This is a genomic window from Paenibacillus sp. FSL W8-0919 (genome assembly GCF_038003785.1).
In the GTDB taxonomy this organism is placed as follows: domain Bacteria; phylum Bacillota; class Bacilli; order Paenibacillales; family Paenibacillaceae; genus Paenibacillus_AQ; species Paenibacillus_AQ lactis.
In genome coordinates this window covers 5937098-5962511 of record NZ_JBBOPV010000001.1, presented here as the reverse complement: position 1 = coordinate 5962511, position 25414 = coordinate 5937098, and the positions used below count along the sequence as shown (strand labels likewise).

Below are 25414 nucleotides of genomic sequence, written 5' to 3'. Positions count from 1 at the left end.
ATAGATTGCATGGGAAGGTCAAAGCTGCGCATCTTCGCACTTTGACTTTCCTTTTGCCCTAGGAATCAAGAAGAGATGGGGGTGAAACCGTGGCTGATAAGCGTGATTATTATGAGGTACTAGGTGTCGGCAAGCAGGCATCGGAGGATGAGATCAAGAAGGCGTACCGGAAGCTCGCGCGCCAATATCATCCCGATGTCAACAAAGCGGCTGACGCGGAAGCCAAATTCAAGGAAGTGAAAGAGGCTTACGATGTATTGAGCGATAGTCAAAAGCGTGCGAGATACGACCAATATGGTCATATTGATCCGAACCAGGGAATGGGCGGAGGCGGTTTCTCCGGTGACTTCGGCGGTTTTGGAGATATATTCGATATGTTCTTCGGCGGCAATGGACGCCGTGATCCGAATGCGCCTCAGCGGGGGAACGATTTGCAGTACACGATGACGGTGGAGTTCAAGGAAGCGGTATTCGGCAAGGAAACGGATATTACGATTCCTAGAACAGAGACATGCGATACCTGTCACGGTTCAGGAGCGAAGCCGGGGACTAAGCCGCATACCTGCTCCGTCTGCCACGGAACGGGGCAGCAGGAGGTCGTGCAGAATACGCCGTTCGGCCGCATGGTCAATCGGCGCGCCTGCTCGAACTGTAACGGAACCGGGAAAATCATCAAGGATCGCTGCGGCACCTGCGCCGGAAGCGGCAAGGTCAAGAAGCAGCGCAAAATTCATGTCCGCATTCCGGCGGGTGTGGATGACGGCGCCCAGCTTCGGATGACCGGCGAGGGCGAAGGCGGTCTGCGCGGCGGCCCGGCGGGCGACTTGTACATCGTCATTCGCGTGAAGCCGCATGATTTCTTCGAGCGCGAGGGCGACGACATCTATTGCGAAGTGCCGCTGACGTTTGCCCAAGCAGCCCTTGGTGATGAGATCGAGATCCCGACCTTGACGGAGAAAGTGCGGCTGAAGATTCCGGCAGGAACGCAAACCGGAACCTTCTTCCGCCTGAAAGGCAAAGGGGTCCCTCGCCTGCGCGGCATGGGACAGGGCGACCAGCACGTCAAGGTGGTCGTTGTTACCCCAAGCAAACTGAGCGAGGAGCAGAAGGAGCTGCTGCGTCAATTCGCGTCGCTTGAAGGCGAAGAGACCCATGAGCAGGAGCAATCCTTTTTTGACCGTGTAAAAAAAGCCTTTCGCGGCGACTAATGATCATTAGGGAGCCGGCTTAGAGGGCTACTATCCTCTTCGCTTCGGTACTACCGTATCGAAACGCTAGCAGCGGAGCAAGTAATAAGAAACCGTCCTTTTTGGAGTGGAGGCATGAGGCCCCTGCTCGAAAAAGGGCGGTTTTTTTGTGCTCTCCTCCCTTCATCACCATGCGCTGTCCTCAAAAGGAATAAAAGGGGTGGGCGCGAAGCAACCTAGGGAAGGTTCGTTCCGGAAGCAGCGGATAGTATCTAAACGAAATGCAGGTGAAACCATATGGCTGAAAAAAATATTTTGGCTTATTTCAAAAGCCCGGAGGAAGCTCAGCATGCCCAGCGCAAGCTGCAGTCGCTCCGCGTTGCCGATATGTCGATCGACCGCTTCAGCGCCTATCCGGGCGGGGAGCTGAATGGCCCGATGCACCCTTTGACAGGGGATATTACGAGCTTGACCTCGATGACGCAGAATTCGGCGCTGTCGAACAGGTCTGCGGGCATCCTTGGCGCGGCTGATCCTTCCGCCAGCGGGATGAGCGATGGGGGGCAGGACGGAACGCAAGGACGGGATATATTGCTAACCGTCGTTCTCGACGAAGGCATCTTTGACCAGGCGATGCGTCTGATTGAGGAGTCCGGCGGGATGGTGTAAGCCGGAGCATCCAAGGCTTATGGAAAGAAACAACACGTGACAAGGAGAGATGCGCGTATGATGAGACGTGTGAAGAAAGGCAAGATCGCCAGTAAGACGGAAAAAATGATCGCGCTGCAATCCGCCAAAAATGAGGATGTGGAGTTTTCGGCGATGGCAGCCGATCTTGACGATGTGGAGGCGCTTCGCCGAAGCGAAGCCGCAGACGAGCGCCAGCTTAAGAAGATCCTAGAAGAAGAATAATCGGCAAACTTGCAGCTCGGGTACAATATTTTCTTCAAGTGCTGCCGAGGATGCCGATTCGCCAAGAAAGCCAAAGCCCTCTCCCGTTGCTTAGCAAAGCGAGCGGCAGGAAGGGCTTTTTTTTCATGATCACAACAAAAGGACTTATGAATGATCAGGGACCGCTATCTCCCGAGGCAATATTTTATCCACAAATTTTGTATAGAGCGTCCTCAATATAGTACAATGATAGTTATGTACGAATGAGGAGGAACAACTGTATATGCTATGGCGTGAATTAACGATACATACCACGGAGGAAGCCGTGGAGATGATTTCCAACTTCTTGCATGAAGCGGGAGCCGGGGGCGTTTCTATTGAGGAATCCGCCGCAACGAAGAGAAAACGGGACACTTCGTTTGGACAATGGTTCGATGAGATCGTCCCTTTTAACGATATTCCGGAAGGGTGCGCCGTCATTAAAGGCTATTTTGACGAGACCGTAATGCTGGAAGAGATCCAAGGGCTTATCGCCCCCCGGGTAGAAGAACTGAAGGAATTCGGAATAGATACAGGCGATGTGCGTTATGAGATGAAGACGGTCAACGAGGAAGAGTGGGCTACCGCCTGGAAGCAGTATTTCAAGCCGATCCGGGTGTCGGAGCGCTTGACGATTAAACCGACATGGGAGTCCTATTCTCCCGAATCTCCGGAAGAGCGCATTATCGAGCTGGACCCGGGCATGGCATTTGGGACCGGCACGCATCCGACGACAACCTTGTGCCTGCGCACGCTCGAGAAGGTGATTACAGGCGGCGAAGAGGTCATTGACGTCGGCACCGGCTCCGGGATCTTGTCGATCGGGGCTGCTTATTTGGGGGCCTCCCGCATTCTTGCGCTGGATTTGGATCCGGTGGCTGTATCCAGCGCCACGGAGAACGTCCGCCTGAATGGCTTGGAGGACCGGATCACCATCAAGGAAAGCGATCTGCTCTCTGTCCTGACAGACAGCTCATCGAAGGACGAGCTCGGTGTGGAGCTGCCGGTCCAGGTGGTCGTCGCCAACATTCTGGCTGAGGTCATCCTGCTGTTTATCGATGATGTCTACAAGGCCTTGAAGCCGGGCGGCATCTATATCGCTTCAGGGATCTTCAAGAACAAGGAAGAGATCGTCGGGAAGGCGCTTGTTGAAGCCGGCTTTGAGATCGCGGATATCAACCGCGAAGACGACTGGGTTGCTTTCGTAGCGAGGAAGAACTGATTATGGATTTCTTGGATCAGCTGCTGTATTTCCCGTTGGAGCAACTCCCGTTCTATTTGATTGCGTTAATGATCGCCTTTACCGTGCATGAATTTTCTCATGCTTATTTCGCGAATAAATTCGGTGACCCTACCGCTAAGCTGCTGGGCCGGGTAACGCTGAATCCCGCGGTGCACTTTGATTTTCTGGGCATCGTCCTGCTGCTGATTGCCGGATTCGGCTGGGCAAGACCCGTTCCGGTCAACCGGGAGAACTTCAGCCATCCGCGGCGGATGAGCATCGTCGTGGCCGCCGTCGGTCCGCTCAGCAACCTCCTTCTGGGCATTGTCGGTGCGCTGATTTACGCGGTGCTTTATATATCCGGCGTGATCGATCCGATCGGCATCACGCGGACGGATCAGGCGATTCATATTTTTTTCAATGTGTTCATCCAGCTGAATTTCTTCTTATGCCTGTTCAATCTGATTCCGCTGCCTCCGCTTGACGGATATCGGATCGTCGAGAATGTGCTGCCGCCTCGGATCAGCGCCAAGATTCAGCGGTTCGAGCAGTGGTCGATCCTCATATTTCTGCTCATTATCGTGCTGCCAATGCTGCAGAAGTATACCATTGCGCCCCTTTATCTCGGGGCTCGTGCCTTATCCATCGACGTTCTGAATATATTCATTACATTGTTCGGAGGTTAATTCCTCTTACAATGCTCTGGTCAGTTGCCATGAAAAGTTGTATCATGATGTTTGGCGATTTTGCAGTTAGGTGAGGATAGAAGATGCAGCGATATTTTGTGACTCCTGCACAGTTTGCGGGAGACCGGGTGGAAATTACGGGCGATGACGCCCGCCATATTACAAAGGTTATGAGGGGCAAGCTTGGCGACAAGTTCATCGTCAGCGACGGTGAGTCGCGAGAGGCCCTGGTCGGGATCGAAGAAATGGACGGGGCCTGTGTGCATGCCGCCGTTATCGAGGAACTGGAGATGAAGAACGAGCCGCGTCTGGCCGTAACCATTGCCCAGAGTCTTCCCAAAGGCGACAAAATGGAAACCGTCATCCAAAAGTGCACGGAGATCGGCGCCGCTTCCTTCGTCCCCTTCCTATCGGAGAGAACGATCGTTCAATACGATGCCAAGAAGGAAGGGAAGCGGCTTGCGCGTTGGCGCAAGATCGCTAAAGAAGCAGCCGAGCAGGCGCATCGCAACCGGATTCCTTCCGTGGAGCAGCCGCTTTCGTGGAAACAATTGCTTGCAACGTTTACGGCCTACGATGCGGTATACTTTTGCTACGAGAAAGAGGAGGGCTCCCAGATCGGGGATGCCTTAAAGCCTTTTGTAGAACGGGCCCTGCAGGCGCCGCTTTCCCGGGCCAGCCTGCTTTTGGTGGTTGGACCGGAGGGCGGCTTTACCGAGGAGGAATCCCGTGCGGCCGAGGCGGCAGGGGCTGTTTCCGTCGGATTGGGCCGCAGAATTCTTCGCTGCGAGACGGCCGGCATGGCTGCGCTTGTCTGCGCATTATATGAATCTGGAGAAATGGGGGGAGTTTGAATATGCCATCCGTAGCGTTTTATACGTTGGGTTGCAAAGTCAATTTTTACGATACCGAAGCCATTTGGCAATACTTTAAAAACGAAGGCTACGAGCAGGTGGATTTCGAACAAACCGCTGACGTTTATTTGATTAACACCTGCCATGTTACGAATACCGGGGATAAGAAGAGCCGGCAAATGATCCGGCGTGCGGTTCGCCGCAATCCCGAGGCGATTGTTGCCGTAACGGGCTGTTATGCCCAAACCTCGCCCGCTGAAATTCTGGATATTCCGGGCGTGGATCTTGTCATCGGCAACCAGGACCGTGACAAAATTATGGATTTCATTCATGATATCGAAAAAACGCGCCAGCCGATCAATGCCGTGCGCAATATTATGAAGACGAGAGTATTTGAAGAAATGGACGTGCCGGATTTTGCCGAGCGTACGCGTGCATTTCTGAAGATTCAGGACGGGTGCAACAACTTCTGCACATTCTGCATTATCCCTTGGTCCCGCGGGCTTTCCCGCAGCCGTGATCCGAAGAGCATTATCAAGCAGGCGCACCAGCTGGTGGATGCAGGCTACAAGGAGATTGTCCTGACAGGAATTCATACTGGCGGATACGGCGACGATCTGGAGAATTACCGGTTGTCCGACCTGCTCTGGGATCTGGACCGGGTGGACGGCCTGGAACGCATCCGGATCAGCTCGATTGAAGCGAGCCAGATTGATGACAAGATGCTGGATGTGCTGAACCGTTCCAGCAAAATGTGCCGGCACCTGCATATTCCGCTTCAGGCGGGCGATGATACGGTGCTGAAGCGCATGCGCCGCAAATACACGACGGAAGAATTCTATAACAAGATGGGACTGATCCGTCAGGCGATGCCGGATGTCGGCATTACGACCGACGTCATCGTCGGCTTCCCTGGTGAAACCGATGAGATGTTCCGTAACGGATACGACCTGATGAAGGCGATCCAGTTCTCGGAAATGCATGTGTTCCCATATTCCAAGCGTACGGGCACGCCGGCAGCGCGGATGGAGGATCAGGTGGACGAAGAGGTGAAGAACGCCCGCGTACACGATCTGATCGACCTTTCGGAGCAGCTGCAGCTTGCTTATGCCGAGCGTTTCGTCGGCCAGGTGCTTGAAGTGATTCCTGAACGCGAGTACAAAGGCGCGCCAAATGGCGGTAAAATGCAGGGGTACAGCGACAACTACTTGCAGCTTGTATTTGATGGAACGCCTGACCTCGAAGGGAAAATGTGCCGCGTGAAGCTGACGAAGGCCGGTGTGAACGAATGCGAGGGCGAGCTTGTCAGCGTCATGGAGAGCGAGCTTAAGGCTGCCGCCCAATAATTCCAATAGCCGCTATATCAGACAAGGATTTCATTTCCAGCTATCGGGAAGTGGAATCCTTGTTGTACATGAAGGAGGAAAGGGACATGGCACGAACGAAATTTTCTGCAGGCGGCGTCGTGTACCGTTATCATGCGGGAGCGCTGCAAATCCAGCTCATTTTGGATCGCTACGGGAAACATTCGCTTCCCAAAGGCAAGATGGAAGCCGGCGAAACGATCGAAGAGACCGCTCTCCGCGAAATCAGAGAGGAGACGGGAATTGTCGGCTCCATTACCTCCCCCGTGGACATTATCGCTTATAAATATCATCATCCCGTATATGGACAAGTCAATAAAGAGGTTCATTATTATCTGGTTAAGGCGGAAGGCGGCAGCCTCAAGCCGCAAATCGAGGAAATCAACGGAGTCGATTGGTATGAACCGCTTGCCGCGTGGAGGAAACAGCGCAGCAACGGGTATAACAATAATGATATTATCCTGCGCAAGGCGCTGAAGCTGCTGAACGTTCCTATTCCACCGGAGGAGGATATCACGTTTTAGATTGCCGCCTGGTCCAGAACGGCAGGTAGCATAAAGGCAGTGCAAGAAGCGAGCTGAGGATGTTGAATAAGGTCTGGGCATGCGCGATTTGTCCGGCAGGGTCCACCGCAAGCCAGCCGGAAACGGCGGTCAGCCAGCCGATGAACGGCGCGAACAGAAGCGCCCCGCCGATATTCAGCCCCATATGGGACCATGCGACAAAACGGCCGGCGGGCGTGCTGCCCATTGCAGCGATTAAAGCGGTGACGCAGGTGCCGACATTGGCGCCGAGCACGATGGCAACGCCGATCTCAGGCGGAAGCGAGCCGCCGACGGCCAGTCCCATCGCCATTGCGATTACAGCCGCGCTGCTGTGCATGAGCGCAGACAGAATAGCGCCGGCAAGAATCCCCCAAAAAACGCTGCGCGAGGCATGGTCAAGAAACCATTGAAACAGGCCCAGCTCCTGCAGGGTAGGCCCGATGGATTGCATGAATTGGATACCGAGCAGCACCAGCGCAAAGCCGGTCACGGCAAGGCATAAATATTGGCCCCGGACAAGCGACATCTGCAATTTATCTTGGCCGGAAGGAACGCGCTGGCTGAACAGCACGGCCCCTACCCATAGCATGAGCGACAGCACGAGCAGCGGCATGGCGGCCCGTCCGATTTGAAGGCTGATGAGCTCGGTTGTCACCGTCGTCCCTATATTGGTGCCGAGTATGATCCCGAGGGTTCCGGCGTAGCTTAATAATCCGGCATTCGCAAATCCGATCGCAAGCACCGTAACCGCCGTGCTGCTCTGAAGGAGAGCCGTGACGGCTGTGCTGGCAGCCATGCCTTTAACGGGCGTAGAGGTCGCGATGCGAAGCCACTTGTGCAGCAGCGGCCCGGCCCAGCGTGAAAGCGCGGCTTCCATCACCTTCATGCCGAACAGGAACAGAACGAGGCCGTAGCAGATGGGAAACCAGAGTGAGGATAGCATGCGATTCTCCTTTTTTTTCGAATTGGGGATCGAGGTTTTTGTTAATACGTATATGACCCCGGGCGGACATGCATGCCAATGAATTGCCGCCAGGGATATCACATAAGGAGTGAACTACTAGTGCCATCGGTTATTTTGGAGCGCAGTCGAAAGAAAAGATTGGAGCAGGGACATCCCTGGGTATACAAGAGTGAGATTGCCTCCGTCACGGGCGATCCTGCCCCGGGCGATTTGGTTTCGGTGCTGAATCATCAGGAGCGGTTTTTGGCGGCCGGCTATTATAACCCGCAATCGCAAATTACGGTGCGGATCGTGTCGCATCAGCCGATCGAACGGATGGACGAGGATTTCTTCGCCGCCCGGTTTGAGGAATGCAAAAGACACAGGGAACGGTTTATCGAGGGCGAGAATGCCTACCGTCTCGTTTATGGCGAAGCCGACTTTCTCCCTGGGCTGATCGTTGACCGCTTTGCGGACGTGCTGGTCGTGCAGCTGTTAACCTTGGGCATGGACAAGCGCCGCGACCAGATCGTCGGCGCGCTTGTCCGGGTCATGCAGCCGAGAGGAATTTATGAGCGCAGCGATGTGTCCGTCCGCGAGCTTGAGGGGCTGGAGCAGCGCAAGGGTCCGCTGTATGGAGACTGTCCCCGTCACGTCGTCGTTACGGAGAACGGGCTGTCGATCAAGGTGGATACCTGGGAAGGGCAGAAGACCGGCTATTTCTTCGACCAGCGTGAAAACCGGGCTTCGATCAAGCCGCTGATGACCGGCTGGGGCATTCGCAGCGGCATTTCGCTTCAAACGATCGAGGAGAACGGAGAGACCAAGACCGTGCCGGTGAACAAGAGCGGGAAGGCGGTCAGCTTCCCGTATTGGGACGGCGCGACGGTGCTGGAGTGCTTTTCCCATACCGGGAGCTTCACCCTTCATGCCTGTAAGTATGGCGCCAAGAAAGTGACCTGCCTGGATATCTCGGAGCATGCGATTGAGAGCGCGAGGGAAAACGTCGAGCTCAACGGGTTCCAGGACCGGGTGGAATTCGTGGTGGATGACGCCTTCCAATACCTGCGCAATCAGGTAAAGGGAGTCGAGGAGCGGCAGCAGCGCGCCCAGGCGGACCAGAAGGTGGACACGTCCAAGCCGCTAACGGCAGGTGGGGGACGGACCTTTGATGTGGTTATTCTCGATCCGCCGGCCTTTGCCAAAACGAAATCAGCGGTCAAGGGAGCCTGCCGGGGTTATAAGGACATTAACCTGCACGGCATGAAGCTGGTTAACGAGGGCGGTTATCTGGTGACGGCAAGCTGCTCGTATCATATGCGTCCGGATCTGTTCCTGGAGACGATCCAGGAAGCGGCCAGGGATGCTGGCAAGATGCTGCGGCTGGTGGAGTGGCGCGCCGCGGGCAAGGATCATCCGCAAATTCTGGGCGTCGATGAGGGACACTATCTGAAATTTGCGGTATTTGAAGTGCGGAGCAAGACGAATCTGTAGGTGATCTTGACATAGAGGAACCGGGGCCTGTTTTAGCGCAGTGAGGAGCTGTGCTGGAACAGGCTCTTTTGTCGTTGCCGTCTCCACTGGGAATACAATCCAAACGTATGTTCCTTCCGCCGCCGCTTATGCTATACTATTAATCAGCATCCTGGTGATAGATTCGCAAATTGCGAGGCGATGAACTGAAAACGAAAGGATGCAAGGTAAGGGGAAAAGAGTCTGTAAAAACCGGATTACATCATTCCCAATAAGACTGGAAACTCCAACAAATGTATACGAAATTTCAATAGATAGCAGGCGCGGATCCTCATGATGGAAGGCAGATTCATAGAACCATAGGAATTCCCCTGCATGTAAACTGTCGGAAAAGGCGAAGGAGGCTTGAGGCGAAGATGAGGATGCAATTTATAATCGGCCGGTCGGGCAGCGGAAAAAGCACGGCCATTCGTGAAGAGATGAGCCGGAGACTGGAGGAATCGCCCCAGGGCAACCCGATGATATTGATCGTTCCCGAACAGGGATCGTTCGAGGCGGAGCATGCGCTGGTGAACACAGGAGGCATCAAGGGCATATTTAGGGCCCAGGTGCTCAGCCTGCGCCGCTTGGCTTACCGGGTCATGCAGGAGACCGGCGGAGCAGCCAAGGTGGCGATCAGCGAGGAAGGCAAGCGGATGCTGCTGTACAAAATCCTTCGCCGCCGCAAGGAGGAGCTGGAGCTATTCGGCCCTTCGGGCGAGCAGCTCGGTTTTGTCGGCAAGCTCAGCGAGCTGTATACCGAAATGAAGCGGTATTGCATCGACGCCGCTTGCGTGGAGGAACAGCTCGAGCTGCTGACTTCCCATACAGGGGGGCCTCCGATGCTTCAGCGTAAGCTGAAGGAAATCGCCCTTATCTTTCGGGATTATGAGCTGGAAATATCGAGACTCTATATGGACGAGGAGGACACGCTTGCGACGCTGGCCGAAAGCATTGCGGATTCGGACTATATTCGCCATGCGGATATTTGGATCGACGGCTTCCACGGCTTCACTCCCCAGGAATATCGAGTCATCCGCGAGCTGCTGGCCCATGCAAGACAGGTGACGATTGCGCTTACCTTGGACAAGCCTTATCCAACAGGGGGCATTCCCCATGAGCTGGATCTGTTCCATCCTACGGCGAGCACGTACATAAAGCTAAAAGGGATCGCGGACGAGCTGGGCGCGGATACCGAGCACCGCATGCTTGCGCCGGAAGTCCCTCCCCGTTTCAGTGAACGACCGGTGCTGGCCCATCTGGAGCGCGGCTATGACAGGAGAATGCGCTGGCGGGGAGAGGCGGGCACGCAAGCGGATGGCTTGCGGCTCTATGCAGCCGCCAATCGCCGCGCCGAGATCGAGGGAGCGATCCGGGAGATGCTCCGTCTGGCGCAGGAAGAAGGGGCCCGGTACCGGGATATGGCGGTATTCGTCCGCAACCTGGGCGATTATGAGCATCTGATCGGCCCGTTGTTCCGGGAGTATGGCATTCCGTATTTCCTTGATCAGAAACGGAGCGAGCTTCACCATCCGGTGGTGGAGTTTGTCCGCTCGGCTTTGGATGTCAGCTTGCGCCGCTGGAGGTACGAGGACGTCTTCCGCTGCGTCAAGACCGATCTTTTGCTCCCGCTGGACGGTTCATTGTCCCGGGAAGATATGGACCGCCTCGAGAATCACGTGCTGGCTTCAGGCATTCAGGGCTCCCGCTGGACGGATGGCCGCCCATGGAAGGGTGCGCCCAGCCTCTCGCTGGAGGAAGGGGAAACGAAAGCCCGCGGTACGGAAGAGCTGCAGCGTATTGAATATGCCAGGGCTGCCGTTGCGTCAGTCCTGCATCCATTTGAGAAGCGTCTGAAGAAGGCGGCAACCGCCCGCGAGCAATGTACGGCCGTCTTCCGCCTGTTGGAGGAAGCGGATGTGCCGGAGAAGCTGGAGCTTCTGAGCAGAGCGGCGCTTGAGGCCGGCCGTCCCGAAGAGGCAAGGGAGCACCGCCAGGTATGGGGGGCTGTGCTGGGACTGCTGGATCAGATCGTGGAGATGATGGGGGATGAAAAGCTCAGCACCGAGCTGTTCGCCGGTATATTGGATACTGGGCTCACGGAATTGAAGATGGCCCTCGTCCCGCCGTCGCTGGATCAGGTGCTGATCGGCAGCATGGATCGGACGCGGACGGGTGGCGTGAAATATGCGTTTTTGCTCGGGGTGAACGACGGAGTGCTCCCGGCGCAGTTTGAGGATGACGGGATATTGACGGAACAGGAGCGCAGCGGCCTGGCGGAGCGCGGATTGGAGCTTGCCCCGACCATATCGAGGAGGCTTCTGGACGAACGCTTCCTGATCTATAATGCTTTGACTACGGCCAGCATGCAGCTGTGGGTCAGCTATCCCGCCGCGGACGATGAAGGCAAGACGCTGCTCCCATCCGAGGTGATCCGCCATTTGAAGCTGATGTTTCAGATCGGCGAGGGGCCGCTCGCATCTCGGCCGCATGCCGGGCAATCCCCTGAGGAGCAGGCGGGATACGTGACCCGGCCCGGGAAGACGATCGCTTATTTGACCGGCCGGCTGCGGGATTGGCGAAACGGCGAGGAGCTCCCAGACTTCTGGTGGCATGCTTATAATTGGTTCGCCGGCCAGCCGGAATGGAAGACGCGGCTCGGCGTAATGCTGTCCTCTTTAACCTATCGCAATGAAGGGCGAAATCTGACGGAGAAGACAAGCCGGCGCCTGTACGGCGTAAGGCTTGCAACCAGCGTATCCCGGATGGAACGCTTCGTTGCGTGCCCGTTTTCGCATTTTGCGTCCCACGGATTGAAGCTGCGGGAACGGCAGCTTTACCGTCTGCAAGCTCCGGACATCGGCCAGCTGTTCCATGCAGCTTTAAGCCAGATGGCGGTGAAGTTTCAATCGGAGCATCGAAGCTGGGGCGACCTGACGGCCGAGGAGTGTTTGCGCGAAGCGGAACAGACCGTGGACCGGCTGGCTCCGATGCTTCAGGGCGAAATTTTGCTGAGCTCCAAACGCTACGGCTACATCTCGCGAAAGCTGAAGAATATTGTCGGCCGAGCTTCTGTCATTCTGGGCGAGCAGGCGCGCCGCGGCAAGTTCGAGCCGGTCGGCCTTGAGCTTGATTTCGGTCCCGGCAAGCCGCTGCCTCCCCTTACCTTTGAGCTGGATAACGGGGTGAAAATGGAGGTCGTAGGACGGATTGACCGGGTCGACATGGCCCGGGGCGAGCATGGCGTCATGCTTCGGGTGATTGACTACAAATCGAGCCAGAAGGATCTCCGTCTGCACGAGGTGTACTACGGACTATCCTTGCAGATGCTGACTTATCTGGACGTGCTGTTGACCTATGCGGAGCTGTGGATCGGGGAACAGGCGCTGCCGGCAGGCACGCTGTATTTCCACGTCCATGATCCGGTGCTGCAGTCGGCTAACGGCATGACGCCGGAGGCGGCAGCGGAGGAGCTGCTGAAGCGGTATAAGATGAAGGGGCTGCTGCTTGCAGACCGCGAAGCGGTATCCCTCATGGACTCTTATTTGGAAAAGGGCCATTCCGCGATTCTTCCGGTTGCCGTGAAGGCGGACGGCAGCTTCTACAGCAGCGCGGCCGTCGCAACCCCAGAACAGTGGGAGACGCTGTTAGCCGCGGTTCGCCGCAACATGACGACCATCGGTTCGCGAATTACCGGGGGAGATGTGGCGATCGAGCCGTACCGGATCCAGCAGGAAACAGCATGCACATACTGCGCCTATCGGCCGGTGTGCCAATTCGACGATACGATTGAGGGCAGTCAATATCAGCTGCTCGGCAAGCCGGGACGGGATCAAGTATGGGATCTGCTCGGACAAATGAAAGGAGAGGAAGCCGGTGGCAAACATGATGGCTAAGCCAGAGGGCAGCATGTGGAGCGACGATCAATGGAAAGCCATTGCGCGCTCCGGCGACGATATTCTGGTCGCGGCAGCGGCAGGCTCAGGCAAAACGGCGGTGCTCGTCGAACGGATCATTCGCAAAATCCTGGACGAGTCGTCGGGATTCAGCGTGGATCGCCTGCTTGTCGCGACCTTCACCAAAGCCGCCGCGGCTGAAATGCGGCAGCGGATCAGAGAGGCGCTGGAACGGGAGCTGGACCTGGATCCCGAGAATGAGCACATTCGGCGCCAGCTGGCTTTGCTCGGCAGGGCGTCCATCACGACCCTGCACTCCTTCTGTATGGAGGTCATCCGCCGATATTACCAGCTGATTCCACTCGACCCCGGCTTCCGGATTTTGAATGAGCATGAAGCCGATCTGATGCGTCAGGAGCTGCTGGAGGAGCTGTTCGAAGAAAAGTACGGGGAATCGGAAGGTGAGCCCGGAAGCAACTTCATGCGGCTGGCCGACTGGTTCAGCGGCGAACGGACGGATGATGCGCTGTACCGGCTTGTTCAGCGGCTTTACGATTTTTCACGGAGCCATCCGTGGCCGGAGCGCTGGCTGCGGGATACGGCCGCCAGCTTCGAGGCGAAGGATACGGAACAGCTGGGCCGGACGCCGTGGGTGCACAGCATCCTGGCCGATGCCCGGCTCGCGTTAAGCGGAGCAGCCGGGCTGCTGGAGCAAGCTCGGGCGATTGCGCTTCAGCCGGGCGGACCGGCGGCGTACGCCGACAATTTGGAGGAAGACGCAGCGCTTGTCGGCTCCCTGCTTGAGGCGGTTCAACACTCTCCGTGGGAATCGCTGCATGAAATTTTCCGTGACGCCTCCTTCGGCAAGCTGAAATCGATCCGCAAGGCCGAGATCATTCCCGAGCTCCAGGAGCAGGTCAAGGAGCTGAGAGAGCAAGCGAAGAAAACCGTCAATGAGCTAAAGGGCGCCTTATTCGGCCGGCCGGCACGCGAATTTCTGCGGGAGCTCCAAACGGCCGCGCCGCTGATGAAGGAGCTTGCCGAGACGGTCATTCTCTTCGGCGAACGCTACCGCGAAGCGAAAGCGGCCAAAGGCATGGTCGATTTTAATGATCTGGAGCACTACTGCCTTCATATCTTGCGGCATCCCGATTCCGAACCGGGCCGCATGCTGCCTTCGGATGCTGCAATGGAATACAGGCAGCAATTCGACGAGGTGCTCCTGGACGAATACCAGGATACCAACAGCGTGCAGGAGGACATCGTCCGCCTCATTTCCCGCGAAGCGCCAGGGAACCGGTTTATGGTCGGCGACGTCAAGCAGAGCATTTACCGTTTCCGCCTCGCGGAGCCGGGACTGTTCCTGGATAAATACAAAAGCTACGGCGCAGGCGATACCGGCGAGGAAACAAGCCTCGCGGGAATCCGGATCGATCTGGCCCGCAACTTCCGCAGCCGCATGGAGGTCGTGGATGCCGTGAACATGCTGTTCAGGCAGATCATGAACGAGTCCGTGGCTGAGATCGCCTATGATTCGCGGGCCGAGCTTGTTTGCGGCGCCTCGTTTCCGGAACAGGAAGGCGAGGGCGGCAGCCCTTATAAACCGGAGCTGCTGCTGATTGACCGAAGCGGAAGCAGCGCCGATCCGGAGAGCGGGGAGTCGGCTGATGACAACGAAAGCGCAGGTCTTGAGCTTGAGGCCGCCGAGATGGAGACGGCCCAGCTTGAAGCAAGGGCGATCATCGGCAGAATCCGCCAGATGATCGGGGAAACCGGCAAGCCGCTCATGATTTATGATAAATCGCTCAAATCGATGCGTCCGGTGGAGTATGGCGATATGGTCATCCTGCTTCGCTCGGCCATGATCTGGGCGCCTTTAATGATGGAAGAGCTCCGCCTGGCGGGCATTCCCGCCGTCGGAGAGCAGAATAAAGGATATTTTCAGGCAACGGAAGTCGAGATCATGCTCTCGCTGCTTGCGGTCATCGATAACCCCCGGCAGGACATCCCGCTCGCTTCCGTGCTGCGCTCGCCGCTGGTCGGATTGACCGAGGAGGAGCTGGCCCAGGTCCGCCTCTGCGCCAAAGGAACTTATTATGACGCGCTGAAGGCTGCCTGCGCGGTCCGCAGAACACCGTCCGCAGTGGCATCCCCAGCATCGGGGCTGGTGGACGGCGCATGGAGCCTGGGAGAGGAGCTGGAGGGGCTGGCCGAGGCGGCTGCCGGACATGAGCTCGTGACCGGGGTAAGCGCCCTAAATGCATCCGCTGATCCAGAAGCCGCGGCTGACATTTCTCCGGAGCTCGGCCTTAAGCTGGACCTGTTCATGGGACGGCTGCAGCGCTGGCGGGAGGAGGCTCGTCAGGGCGGGCTAAGCGACCTCATCTGGCGTATATACAGCGAGACAGGGTATTTGGACTGGATTTCCGGTCTTCCCGGAGGCAAGCAGCGCCAGGGGAATTTAACGGCATTGTATGACCGGGCGGTTCGGTATGAGCAGGATACCTCCTCGAGGGGATTGTTCCGCTTTCTGACCTTTATCTCCCGTCTGCGGGAGCGAGGCGGCGATCTGGGGGCAGCGAGCTCGGCAGAGAGTCATGGCAATGCGGTACGGCTGATGACGATCCATAAGAGCAAGGGACTGGAGTTCCCGGTCGTGTTCGTTGCCGGGGTGTCCAAAAATTTCAATCAGCAGGATTTGAACGCGCCTTTTCTGATGCACAAGGAGCTGGGCTTTGGTCCGAAATTCGTGGACGAAGACATGCGGGTCACCTATCCGACCCTGCCGAATCTGGCGATCCGACGCCGATCCCAGCTGGAGCTGCTGGCCGAAGAGATGCGGGTGCTGTATGTGGCCCTTACCCGTCCGAAGGAGAAAATGATTCTGGTCGGCACGGTGAAGGATTTGTCGAAACGGGCAGGGGCATGGGCCCAGGCCGACAGCCATCCGGAGCTCCTGCTGCCCGACTACTTGCTGGCTAGAGGCCGGAGCTACTTGGATTGGATCGGTCCGGCGGTCATCCGCCACCCGTCCGCAGGCCAGCTTCGCGAGCTTGCAGGTTTGCCGGTGAACAGCGAAGGCGCTGCTCTGTCGAAGGATCCATCCGATTGGATCTTCGCCGTCGAGACGCCGGAGTCATTGCTGGAGCCGCCGGGCATCGTGATCGATGAAGAGGGGGATCGCGGACAGGAGCGTTTTGAACGGATGAAGGCCGTGCAGCGGCTTGAGCCGGTGCCGATCGAGGAGGCTGATGCAGATTCAGGCGGCAAAGATGCAGAAAGCCGGGAAGCCGTTAATCGAAAGCTGTCTTGGGTCTACCCTTATGAAGCCGTGAGCGGTATCTCGGCGAAGACGTCCGTCACGGAGATGAAAAAGCTGCTGGCGATGCAGGAAGAGCCGTCGCTCGACTTGGTTGAGGAGCGGGCGGTTAGGCGCGGCGCGCAGGAGGGGCTGTTTGCGGGCATTTCAGCGTATTCGCCGGATTCAGACCATAACGGCTATCCATCGGCCGCCTTTACTTTGAACCTTCGCCGCCCGAAATTTATGGAGGCGCAAAAGCTGACCCCTGCCGAACGCGGGACGGTCTATCATACATTGATGCAGCATCTGCCTCTTGGCAATTTCCAAGAAAGAGAGGCCGGAGCTGCGGATGTGGAAGCGCAAGAACCGACCGGCCGACGGCTTCACGAATCCGAAGCTCTGATCGCTGATCTGGTTCAGCGAAAGATTATTACTCCTGAGCAGGCTGCAGCCGTGGAACCATCCGATATCAGCCGCTTGTTTGAAAGCGAGGTGGGGCAGCAGCTGCTGGCAGCCGAGGAGGTATGGCGGGAGATGCCGTTTTCCTATGCGCTGCCTGCTGCGGATGCTTATCAGGGGCTTGCCTTTCTCGAGGAGCTGTCCCCGCAGGGCGCTTCGGACCGGCCGGATGTCCGGCTGCTCCAGGATGAGACGGTGCTGGTTCAAGGGGTCGTCGACTGCATGTTCCGCCGCGAAGGCAGGCTGGTGCTGCTTGATTACAAAACGGACCGGGTGCTGGAGCACCGGGGAGGCCTTCAGGCGCTTGCGGAACAGTACCGTTTTCAATTGGAGCTGTATGCGAAGGCGCTGGAGGATATTTTGGGCGAGCCTGTGCATGAGAAGTGGCTGTACTTTTTTGACGGGGGCCATGCGGTTAGGATATAAACTTTTTGGCGGCTATGCGGTTTCCTGAAATTCAGTCTACACGGCGTCAGCCCTTTCGGATATGGTCATGGTCCATGCACCGGTTGACCGAACGAAAGCGATACTGAGCCATTACTGATTGTTTGTTTTAAAATGTCGAAGGTGCTGGGGCTGCGCCGAGACTTATCTAGCGGTATCGGTCTGCGTATGATCGAGCCGAGCTTTGCACGGTGAAGGAATTATTTATTATTTTATAAAGCAATGATTTTATGGTTTGCTTAAGGGCTTTAAACCCTTTTGACGGTACCAAAAAAGAATGTTTATATCGGGGGAGGAGAGATGCAGCGATGCGCATTTTGCATACGGGGGACTGGCATCTGGGCAAGACGCTGGAGGGCCGGAGCCGGCTCGCGGAGCAGGAGCGGTTTCTGGAGGAGCTGGTTCAGCTTGCGGATGATCAACAGGCCGATCTGATTTTGATGGCCGGCGATGTGTATGATTCGGTCAATCCGCCCGCAGCGGCGGAGCAGCTGTTCTACGATGCGGCGGCGAGATTGACGGAAGGCGGCCGACCCATGGTCGTCATCGCCGGCAATCATGACCAGCCGGAGCGCGTATCTTCGATTACGCCGCTCGTATCGAACCGGGGGATCACGCTGATCGGCATGCCCGTCTCCGATGTTGTCACCACCGTGTCTGCACGAACAGGGGAAACCGCCAAAATCGCCGCTCTGCCCTATCCGTCGGAAGCGAGGCTCAATGAGCTGCTCGCCTTGGACGGGGATGAGGATCAGCTGCGCCGCGCATACAGCGAGCGGGTCGGCATGCTCATGAAGCGGTTGGCCCATGCGTTTACGCCGGGCACGGTAAACCTTGCGATGAGCCATATCTATGTGCTTGGCGGTGTGGAATGCGATTCGGAGCGTCCGATTCAAGTCGGCGGCGCATATACGGTCGATCCGTCGGCATTGGCCGTGGGAGCGTCCTATACCGCGCTCGGACATCTTCACAGGGCCCAGGCTGTAAAAGGGGAAGGGGTGATCCGCTACAGCGGCTCACCGCTGGCCTACAGCTTCTCGGAAGCCGGGCAGGCGAAGTCCGTCACGATGATCGACGTTGCGCCCGGAGGCAGCCCTGTCATCGAGGAAGTGTTCCTTACGAGCGGCAGGCCTTTAGTCAGATGGAAAGCGAAGGGCGGGCTGGAGGAAGTGTACCGGTGGCTGGATGAGGACCGGGACGCCAATGCTTTCATCGATCTGGAAATTACGTTGACGGAGGCGATGGGGCTTGCGGATATTCAGCGTCTGCGCAAAAGCAGGGACGGTATCGTACATATCCGGCCGGTCTATCCGGAGATGGAGGCGCTGGAGCTTGAGATCGAGCGCTCGCGTATTCCGCTGCCCGATCTGTTCCGCAAGTTCTACCAGAGGCAGACCGGCGGGGCAGAACCGGAGGATCAACTGGTTCAGCTGTTTCTGGAGCTGGTCGAAGAGGAAGATCAGGATGCGGCGGAGGTGAGCGGCGCATGAAGCCGGTTTTGTTGAAGCTGTCGGGTCTGCAGAGCTACCGCAGCCCGCAGGAGATTAATTTTGAAGCGCTGTGCGAAATGGGGCTGTTCGGCATATTCGGCCCGACGGGCAGCGGGAAATCGACGCTGCTCGATGCCATCACGCTTGCCATGTACGGCAAGGTGGAGCGTGCGGTCAACGGCACGCAGGGCATCATGAATCATTCGGAGGACAGCTTGTTTGTGTCCTTTACGTTTGAGCTCAGCTCGCCGGCCGGGTCGGAGCGTTACCGGGTAGAACGGCGGTTTAAGCGGGTTAATGAGCTGTCGATCAGCAATACGGTCAGCCGGTTCATACACGTCACCGCAGACGGCGAACAGGTCATGGCGGACAAACTGGCGGAAGTCACGCGCTGCGTTGAGGAAAAAATCGGCCTGAAAATGGATGACTTTACCCGCGCGGTCGTTCTGCCTCAAGGCAAGTTTGCGGAATTTCTGTCGCTGAAGGGAAGCGAGCGCAGACAAATGCTGCAGCGCCTGTTTCACCTTGAACGGTACGGCGATCAGCTTGCGATCAAGCTGAGTCGAAGGGTCAAGGAAACGGAAGGTGTTTTGAAATCCGTGGAGGCCGAGCAGCAGGGACTTGGAAGTGCAGGCAAGGAGGCGCTTGCGGAGGCAGAGCTGGCCCTGGAGCATGCCAAGAAGCACGCCGAGGCATCGAGACGGCGGCTTCAGTCGATCCAGGAGCGTCACGAGTCGCTGTCCAAGCTCCGGGAATTGGACTTGGAGCGACAGCGGCTTCAGAGCAAGCTGGATGAGCTTGCGGCGCATGAAGAAGAAATTCGGCTGCTTGAGCGCAAGCTGGAGCTGACCGGAGCGGCAGCGGCGGTGCTTCCTGCGCTTGAGGCCTGGCGCGAGACCGGCAGACAGTGGGAGCAGCGTCGGCGTACGGCCGAAGCGCAAGCGGCCCAGGCGGACGTTATGCAAAAGACAGCCGCCCAGGCCGCCGAGGCTGATGAAGCGGCCCAGGCCGCGCTTGCGGCTGAAGAACCGAAGCTGCTGCAGCGTGAGGAGCAGCTGGGCCAGGCCGTTCTGCTGCAGCGGGAGCGGGATTCCCTGCGCGAAGAGCTGAAGAGGCTGGACGAGCTTCGGGCAGCGCTCCGGAAGGAGCTGGAGGAAGTGAATGCCCAGCTCCAGAAGGAGCAGGAGCTGCTTCTTCGCGGACGGAGCCGCAGGGATGAGCTTCAGGAGCAGCTGAAGGGGCTTGAGACGCGCTCTGGGGACCGGCAGGCGCTGCATGAAGCGATGCAGCAGCTTCAATCGCTGCGTGCCGTGGAGAAGCTGAAGGCCCAGGCCGGACAGGAACTGAAGGAGCAGGAGGGCTCCGAGCAGGAGCTGCGCCTGAAGCTGGCAGAATTAGAGTCTCAGGAGCAGGAGCTGCTGCAGCACCATGCTCGATTGGCAGGCCACGCTGATCATGTAAAGAGCAGCGCCGCTGAAGCTTCCGCAGCGGCAGAGCGTATCGCGGCGGCCGCATCCGCGCTGGGCAAGTCGATGGAGGGAGCCCGGCGCGAGAGGGAGCTTCATGCGCTGTCGCTCTCATTGGCTGCCGAGCTGCGGGAGGGCGAACCTTGTCCCGTATGCGGCAGCAAGGACCATCCCCATCCGGCCGCGCGGCCTGCTGAAGGCGAGGCTTCCGATGATGAGGCGATGGAGCAGCTGAATGATGTCATGCATCGAATTCAGGAGACTCGCATGCAATTAAGGCAGCAGCTGAGCGAGAGCGAGGCGCTGCTCCGGCAAATCGGTGCCGAAGCGGCAGCCCGTCAAGGGGGCGGGGCGGCCGCTTTGGAGGCCGTCCACGACGAGGCAGGCAGCAGCATGCTCGAAGCGGCTGTAGCCGCCGTGCCGGATACCCGCCCGCCGTATGACTTGATGCAGCTTGCAGAAGAGACCAAGCGGCTTGAGCAGGCCGCCGATTCACAAGCGGCTGCGATGGCGCAGTGCCGTAACGATGCTTCGAAGCTGCAGCAGCAGCTGCTGCAGTGCCGGCAAGAGCTGGCGAAGCAGGGGGCGGCCGTGGACAGCAGAGCCCTGTCCGTCCGGCAGCTTCGGGATAAGCTTGCCGGACTGGAAGCTGAAGCCGCCGAAATCGTCAAGGCGTGGTCCGGCACCCGCCCGGATTTGCCGCTTGAGGAGGCTGAAATCCGCTTCAAGCATATGCAGGCCAGCGATGCCGAAGCCGAGAAGATCAAGGAGGGACTTGAGCGAAGCGTTCCGTTTCTGGAGCAGAAGCAGCAGGCCGTGCAAGAGCTCGAGGGCAAGCTGCGCGAGCTCGAGAAAAACCTCATTCTGGCGGACACCCAGCGGGAAGGCAAGGCGGAAGTGCTGAAGGAGAAAGAAGAGCGGCTGTCCGTATGGATCGGAGACCGCTCGGCCGAGGAGCTGATCCAGGAGTGCCGCTCCAGGCTGAAGCAGCTCAGAGAAGCCGCCGAGCAGGCCAGAATGCAGCGCCGGAAGACCGAGGAAGCGGCGCAGCAAGCCGCTAAAGAGGCAGCCATCGCCGGGCAGGCCGCCCGCTCCGCGGAGGAGCACCATGAGGCAGCGAAGCTGACTTGGGAGAAGCAGCTTGGCGCTTCGCCGTTCGCCACGGAGGGCGACGTTCGGGACGCTTGTCTGACTGGCGAAGAAATCGAACGGATCTCCGGAGCCGTCAAAGCGCATCGCGAGGGACAGCGGGAATGGACGGTCCGGCTCGGCGATGTTATGCAGAAGCTTGGAGCGAGCCCCTACAATGAGGAGGACTGGCAGCTGTGCAGCTCGGAGCTTGCGTCTGCCCGTTCGGCCGACGAGGAGGCCCTTCAGGCGAAAGCGAGGGCAGAGCGGGATCTGGAGGATCTTAGTAAGCGCCATATCCGCTATATGGAGCTTGAGGCCAAACGGGCAGAGCTCCAGAGCGAAAGCGACCGGCTGTCGAAGCTCCAGTCCTGTCTGCGCGGAAACGCATTTGTGGAGTATATTGCCGAGGAGCAGCTGATGCAGGTCAGCCAGGCGGCCTCCCAGCGGCTGCGGTATCTCACCAAACAGCGTTACTCGCTCGAGGTGGATTCCGGCGGCGGGTTTGTGATCCGGGACGATGCCAACGGCGGCGTCCGGCGTCCGGTCTCGACGCTGTCCGGCGGCGAAACGTTCCTCACCTCATTGGCCTTGGCCTTGGCTCTATCGGCTCAGATTCAATTGAGAGGGCAGTATCCGCTGCAGTTCTTCTTCTTGGACGAAGGCTTCGGCACGCTTGATCCGGAGCTGCTGGAGACCGTTATTACAGCACTGGAGCGTCTGCATACCGATAAACTGACCGTCGGAATCATCAGCCACGTGCCGGAGCTCCGGGCCCGTCTTCCGCGTAAGCTGGTGGTACGGCCTGCGGAGCAGGCAGGCGAAGGCTCGCAAATCCTAATCGAATCTATGTAAATTTCAGGCTGCAGAAGGATTCTTTCAATGTGACGGGGATCACAGATACAGCTATATGGCACTGTTATAATACAGTCAAGCCGACATGCAATAGAAGCACCTGACAGTGCTAATGCCTTCCAGCGGGCACGCTCTTCCCTTCCCCTGCGAGGCTTGGCCTGCCATGCCGGACTTTTCGTCCTTGGCGGGTGCTTCTCTTTTTTTATCATAAAAGGCGGCATAATGGACGAATCCCCCCTTTTCTTATATGATGGGAGCATGAGACTCTATGAAAGGGGTAATGATGTGATGGATTGTATTTTCTGCAAAATCGTAAATGGAGATCTCCCTTCCACCAAGGTGCTTGAGAACGATAAGGTGCTGGTATTCCAAAATATCAATCCGGAGGCGCCGGTCCATGTGCTCATCATTCCGAAGAAGCATATCGCCTCGATGAACGATGTTCAGGAGGAGGATTTGGCCCTGATCGGCGAGATGCACCGCGCTGCGCAAGAGGCTGCCGCCCAGCTCGGCATCGCCGAGAGCGGATACCGCCTAATCAACAATTGCGGCCCAAATGGAGAACAGACAGTGTTTCACCTGCATTACCATTTGATGGGTGGCAAACGGCTGGGTGCGTTGACAGGAATCTCGCCATCGCATACATAACGGCTGGACCAGCCGATACACTGCAGCTTCGCGGCATTTTAAGCCGGCGGGGCTGCTTTTGCTTGCCTGACTTTTTTTAGTTGCCGTCAAGGTTGACACCATATTTCCGTTTGCCCTATAATGAAGTTTGATGAACCGTGTTATTGCTCTTGGACGGTCTGGTCGGAGGGAGGGAAAACTGGTGTCTGAAACTAAAGTTCGCAAAAACGAGACAATTGATGCTGCACTTCGTCGCTTCAAGCGTTCCATCGCTAAAGATGGCGTATTGGCTGAAGTGAAGAAACGCAAGCATTATGAAAAGCCAAGCGTAAAGCGCAAGAAAAAGTCCGAGGCTGCTCGTAAGAGAAAGTTTTAGGAGGATCTGAACTAGCATGAATCTTAGCGAACGATTGAACGAAGATATGAAGCAAGCGATGAAGAGTAAGGACAAGTTCAAACTCTCTACGATTCGGATGGTTCGTTCGACGATAAAAAATCTTGAAATAGATTTGAAAAGAAGTTTGGATGACAACGAAGTGCTTGATATTTTAAGTCGTGAAATCAAACAGCGAAAAGATGCCCTCCAAGAATTTGAAAAAGCGGGACGCGACGATCTTGCCGCCGATGCGAAAGCAGAAATTGAGCTCCTAAGCGCCTACCTCCCGGAACAGCTTACTGAAGAAGAAATTAAAGTCATTGTACAGCAGACCATCCAGGAAACCGGTGCTTCTTCAAAAGCCGAGATGGGTAAAGTAATGAGCGCTCTCATGCCGAAGGTTAAAGGGCGTGCGGACGGAAAGCTTGTCAATCAAGTTGTTCAACAATTTCTGTAACAACATAAGTGAAACACCCCTTGATTTCAGGGGGTGTTTTTTCTTGTTTTCGGGCTTGTTGAGCGAAGCGTGATGGAATATTGCGGTCAGGGTATACTTTCTTGAAACGAAATCGCGGCTGATCCGTAAATATAACCATAGGAGAGTGACTTGATACATATGCTTATGCAGGAAGGTCATCCTCTCCTTCATGTCGAAGACAGAAGAAGGATGTCCGTATAAGTCGAAGAGAAAGGAGGAATACGATGAAAATCATGAATGGGCTGCGCCAAAGGATCGCGATGACGGCCGCTGCCGCTATTTTGTTCATAACCGCCTTGATGTGGGTGTCCCCGTCACAGCCGGCTTCGGGAGCCAACACCGGCTCAGTATACGTAATACCGGTCAAACAGCCGATTGAACGCGGCTTGACCAGCTTTATGGAACGCGGTTTCAAGGAAGCCGAGAAGATGAAGGCCGGGCTCATTATCCTTGAGATCGATACGCCGGGCGGACTTGTTGATCAGGCGGGGGAAATCGCCAAGCTGATGAAAGAGAGTAATATGCCGATCGTAGCCTTCGTTACGGGCGAGGCGGCTTCGGCCGGAAGCTATATCGCCCTTAACGCCGACAAGATTGCCATGGCGCCGGGAACCATGATCGGAGCCGCAGCGATGGTGGACGGCAGCGGCAACCCGATTGAAGATGCCAAGCTCGTGTCCTGGTGGAAGACGACGATGGCCAGTGCGGCTGAAGCCGGCGGCCGGAACAAGGAGATCGCCATGGGGATGGCGGATGTCAACATCCAGGTGGAGATGCCGGAGATCGGCCGGACGAAGGGACCGGGGGAAATCATCTCGTTAACCAACGAGGAAGCGTTGAAGACAGGGTATGCAGATACGATCGCTAGCAGCACAGAGGAAGTGATTACCTGGATGGACTTTTCCACCCAGGATGTGTTCCGGATGGAGCCAACCTTTTCTGAGAAGCTGGCGACGTTTCTGACGCATCCCGGCGTCATGACGCTGCTCTTGTTCATCGGTATTGCGGGCGTCATTATTGAGGTGCTTGTACCGGGCTTCGGTGTTCCGGGCATTCTTGGCATCGCCGCCTTCGTGCTGTATTTCTTCGGGAACTACGTGGCCGGCTTTGCAGGCTGGGAGACCTGGCTCTTATTCATTATCGGAATTCTGATGCTGGCGATGGAGCTGTTCGTTCCGAGCTTCGGCATACTTGGGATCATCGGCTCGATCAGTCTGATAACCGGTGTGGTCCGGGCTGCGTACAGCACCTCGCATGTCGCGTTGTCTCTCGGAATCGCGGTGGCGTCAGCATTAGTCGCCATCGTGGTTGTGGCCTTGGTGTTCAAGGAGCGGGGAATATGGCGAAAGTTCATCCTGAACGACAGCTTGACGAAAGAGCAGGGCTATATTCCGAATGAGGACCGGGACAGCCTGATAGGTCTTATCGGAACAGCTATAACGCCACTCCGTCCGGCCGGTACGATGGAGCTGGAAGGAAGACGGCTGGATGTCGTCACGCTCGGAGGGTATATTGAATCCGGCAGCCGGGTCCGCGTGGTGAAGACCGATGGAACGCGGATTGTCGTCGAGGAAGAAAAAGGGTGAAGCTTCATCAGGAAATGTGTAGTATGGGATAGAGAAGTGAAGTTAAGCTTGGTTAACAGCAGTAC

Annotated in this window: 18 protein-coding genes; 17 read left to right on the top strand and 1 reads right to left on the bottom strand. The window is 57.0% G+C overall.

The genetic code is table 11. From position 1 onward, the window contains the following. Positions 1-89 precede the first annotated feature (89 nt). The 8 genes from dnaJ (at position 90) to NST44_RS27060 (ending at position 6767) form a co-directional block, all read left to right on the top strand. On the top strand, positions 90-1208 hold the full coding sequence (gene dnaJ / locus NST44_RS27095) for a molecular chaperone DnaJ (RefSeq protein WP_007129390.1): 1119 nt from the start codon (positions 90-92) through the stop codon (positions 1206-1208). A gap of 276 nt (positions 1209-1484) precedes the next feature. Further along, positions 1485-1856, top strand: a complete 372-nt coding sequence (locus NST44_RS27090) for a hypothetical protein (protein ID WP_007129391.1) — start codon at positions 1485-1487, stop codon at positions 1854-1856. A gap of 57 nt (positions 1857-1913) precedes the next feature. Further along, the gene (locus NST44_RS27085; RefSeq protein ID WP_007129392.1) at positions 1914-2099 is read left to right on the top strand and encodes a YfhD family protein; all 186 of its coding nucleotides are present in this window, start codon (positions 1914-1916) and stop codon (positions 2097-2099) included. A gap of 262 nt (positions 2100-2361) precedes the next feature. Then, positions 2362-3339, top strand: a complete 978-nt coding sequence (gene prmA / locus NST44_RS27080) for a 50S ribosomal protein L11 methyltransferase (protein WP_007129393.1) — start codon at positions 2362-2364, stop codon at positions 3337-3339. Between the two features lie 2 nt (positions 3340-3341). Next, entirely contained in the window at positions 3342-4025 is a 684-nt protein-coding gene (locus NST44_RS27075) for a site-2 protease family protein (RefSeq protein WP_007129394.1), read from the top strand. 83 nt (positions 4026-4108) lie between these two features. Next, positions 4109-4879, top strand: coding sequence for an RsmE family RNA methyltransferase (locus NST44_RS27070; RefSeq protein WP_340901108.1), 771 nt, complete (start codon positions 4109-4111; stop codon positions 4877-4879). A gap of 2 nt (positions 4880-4881) precedes the next feature. Next, positions 4882-6225, top strand: a complete 1344-nt coding sequence (gene mtaB / locus NST44_RS27065; protein WP_144866985.1) for a tRNA (N(6)-L-threonylcarbamoyladenosine(37)-C(2))-methylthiotransferase MtaB — start codon at positions 4882-4884, stop codon at positions 6223-6225. Between the two features lie 86 nt (positions 6226-6311). Continuing rightward, positions 6312-6767 (top strand): NUDIX hydrolase, encoded by a 456-nt coding sequence (locus NST44_RS27060; protein WP_007129397.1) that lies wholly within the window; start codon positions 6312-6314, stop codon positions 6765-6767. Here the strand turns inward: NST44_RS27060 and NST44_RS27055 are convergent. Further along, entirely contained in the window at positions 6757-7731 is a 975-nt protein-coding gene (locus NST44_RS27055) for a Na/Pi cotransporter family protein (RefSeq protein WP_340901105.1), read from the bottom strand. The two genes, NST44_RS27060 and NST44_RS27055, sit on opposite strands and share 11 nt — an antisense overlap. A gap of 120 nt (positions 7732-7851) precedes the next feature. Between NST44_RS27055 and NST44_RS27050 the strand changes: the two genes are divergently transcribed. The 9 genes from NST44_RS27050 (at position 7852) to NST44_RS27010 (ending at position 25349) form a co-directional block, all read left to right on the top strand. Next, positions 7852-9225 (top strand): class I SAM-dependent rRNA methyltransferase, encoded by a 1374-nt coding sequence (locus NST44_RS27050; RefSeq protein WP_340901103.1) that lies wholly within the window; start codon positions 7852-7854, stop codon positions 9223-9225. A 395-nt stretch (positions 9226-9620) separates the two neighbouring features. Continuing rightward, positions 9621-13139: a helicase-exonuclease AddAB subunit AddB gene (gene addB, locus NST44_RS27045; protein WP_144866990.1), complete on the top strand. Its 3519-nt coding sequence runs from the start codon at positions 9621-9623 to the stop codon at positions 13137-13139. After that, a complete protein-coding gene (addA, locus tag NST44_RS27040) occupies positions 13129-17325 on the top strand; it encodes a helicase-exonuclease AddAB subunit AddA (RefSeq protein ID WP_340901461.1) in 4197 nt (1398 codons plus the stop codon). The genes addB and addA overlap by 11 nt, the downstream gene beginning before the upstream one ends. Before the next feature lie 326 nt (positions 17326-17651). Then, positions 17652-18833, top strand: coding sequence for an exonuclease SbcCD subunit D (locus NST44_RS27035; protein ID WP_210095257.1), 1182 nt, complete (start codon positions 17652-17654; stop codon positions 18831-18833). Beyond that, the gene (locus NST44_RS27030; protein ID WP_340901100.1) at positions 18830-22282 is read left to right on the top strand and encodes an AAA family ATPase; all 3453 of its coding nucleotides are present in this window, start codon (positions 18830-18832) and stop codon (positions 22280-22282) included. Before NST44_RS27035 ends, NST44_RS27030 begins: the two co-directional genes overlap by 4 nt. 288 nt (positions 22283-22570) lie before the next feature. Next, the gene (locus tag NST44_RS27025; protein WP_144866998.1) at positions 22571-22930 is read left to right on the top strand and encodes a histidine triad nucleotide-binding protein; all 360 of its coding nucleotides are present in this window, start codon (positions 22571-22573) and stop codon (positions 22928-22930) included. 181 nt (positions 22931-23111) lie between these two features. Continuing rightward, positions 23112-23285: a 30S ribosomal protein S21 gene (gene rpsU / locus NST44_RS27020; RefSeq protein ID WP_005547957.1), complete on the top strand. Its 174-nt coding sequence runs from the start codon at positions 23112-23114 to the stop codon at positions 23283-23285. Between the two features lie 16 nt (positions 23286-23301). Beyond that, positions 23302-23742, top strand: a complete 441-nt coding sequence (locus NST44_RS27015) for a GatB/YqeY domain-containing protein (protein ID WP_007129405.1) — start codon at positions 23302-23304, stop codon at positions 23740-23742. A gap of 245 nt (positions 23743-23987) precedes the next feature. Then, the gene (locus NST44_RS27010; RefSeq protein WP_210095259.1) at positions 23988-25349 is read left to right on the top strand and encodes an NfeD family protein; all 1362 of its coding nucleotides are present in this window, start codon (positions 23988-23990) and stop codon (positions 25347-25349) included. The last annotated feature ends 65 nt before the right edge of the window (positions 25350-25414 follow it).

What these genes read in the sequence shown, in the direction of transcription:
- NST44_RS27025 (WP_144866998.1), top strand. Translation starts at nt 22,571, where the DNA reads ATGGATTGTATTTTCTGCAAAATCGTAAATGGAGATCTCCCTTCCACC.
- NST44_RS27060 (WP_007129397.1), top strand. Translation starts at nt 6,312, where the DNA reads ATGGCACGAACGAAATTTTCTGCAGGCGGCGTCGTGTACCGTTATCAT.
- NST44_RS27075 (WP_007129394.1), top strand. Translation starts at nt 3,342, where the DNA reads ATGGATTTCTTGGATCAGCTGCTGTATTTCCCGTTGGAGCAACTCCCG.
- NST44_RS27055 (WP_340901105.1), bottom strand. Translation starts at nt 7,731, where the DNA reads ATGCTATCCTCACTCTGGTTTCCCATCTGCTACGGCCTCGTTCTGTTC.
- NST44_RS27035 (WP_210095257.1), top strand. Translation starts at nt 17,652, where the DNA reads ATGCGCATTTTGCATACGGGGGACTGGCATCTGGGCAAGACGCTGGAG.
- addA (WP_340901461.1), top strand. Translation starts at nt 13,129, where the DNA reads ATGATGGCTAAGCCAGAGGGCAGCATGTGGAGCGACGATCAATGGAAA.
- addB (WP_144866990.1), top strand. Translation starts at nt 9,621, where the DNA reads ATGAGGATGCAATTTATAATCGGCCGGTCGGGCAGCGGAAAAAGCACG.
- NST44_RS27070 (WP_340901108.1), top strand. Translation starts at nt 4,109, where the DNA reads ATGCAGCGATATTTTGTGACTCCTGCACAGTTTGCGGGAGACCGGGTG.
- NST44_RS27010 (WP_210095259.1), top strand. Translation starts at nt 23,988, where the DNA reads ATGAAAATCATGAATGGGCTGCGCCAAAGGATCGCGATGACGGCCGCT.
- NST44_RS27030 (WP_340901100.1), top strand. Translation starts at nt 18,830, where the DNA reads ATGAAGCCGGTTTTGTTGAAGCTGTCGGGTCTGCAGAGCTACCGCAGC.
- mtaB (WP_144866985.1), top strand. Translation starts at nt 4,882, where the DNA reads ATGCCATCCGTAGCGTTTTATACGTTGGGTTGCAAAGTCAATTTTTAC.
- prmA (WP_007129393.1), top strand. Translation starts at nt 2,362, where the DNA reads ATGCTATGGCGTGAATTAACGATACATACCACGGAGGAAGCCGTGGAG.
- NST44_RS27085 (WP_007129392.1), top strand. Translation starts at nt 1,914, where the DNA reads ATGATGAGACGTGTGAAGAAAGGCAAGATCGCCAGTAAGACGGAAAAA.
- NST44_RS27090 (WP_007129391.1), top strand. Translation starts at nt 1,485, where the DNA reads ATGGCTGAAAAAAATATTTTGGCTTATTTCAAAAGCCCGGAGGAAGCT.
- NST44_RS27015 (WP_007129405.1), top strand. Translation starts at nt 23,302, where the DNA reads ATGAATCTTAGCGAACGATTGAACGAAGATATGAAGCAAGCGATGAAG.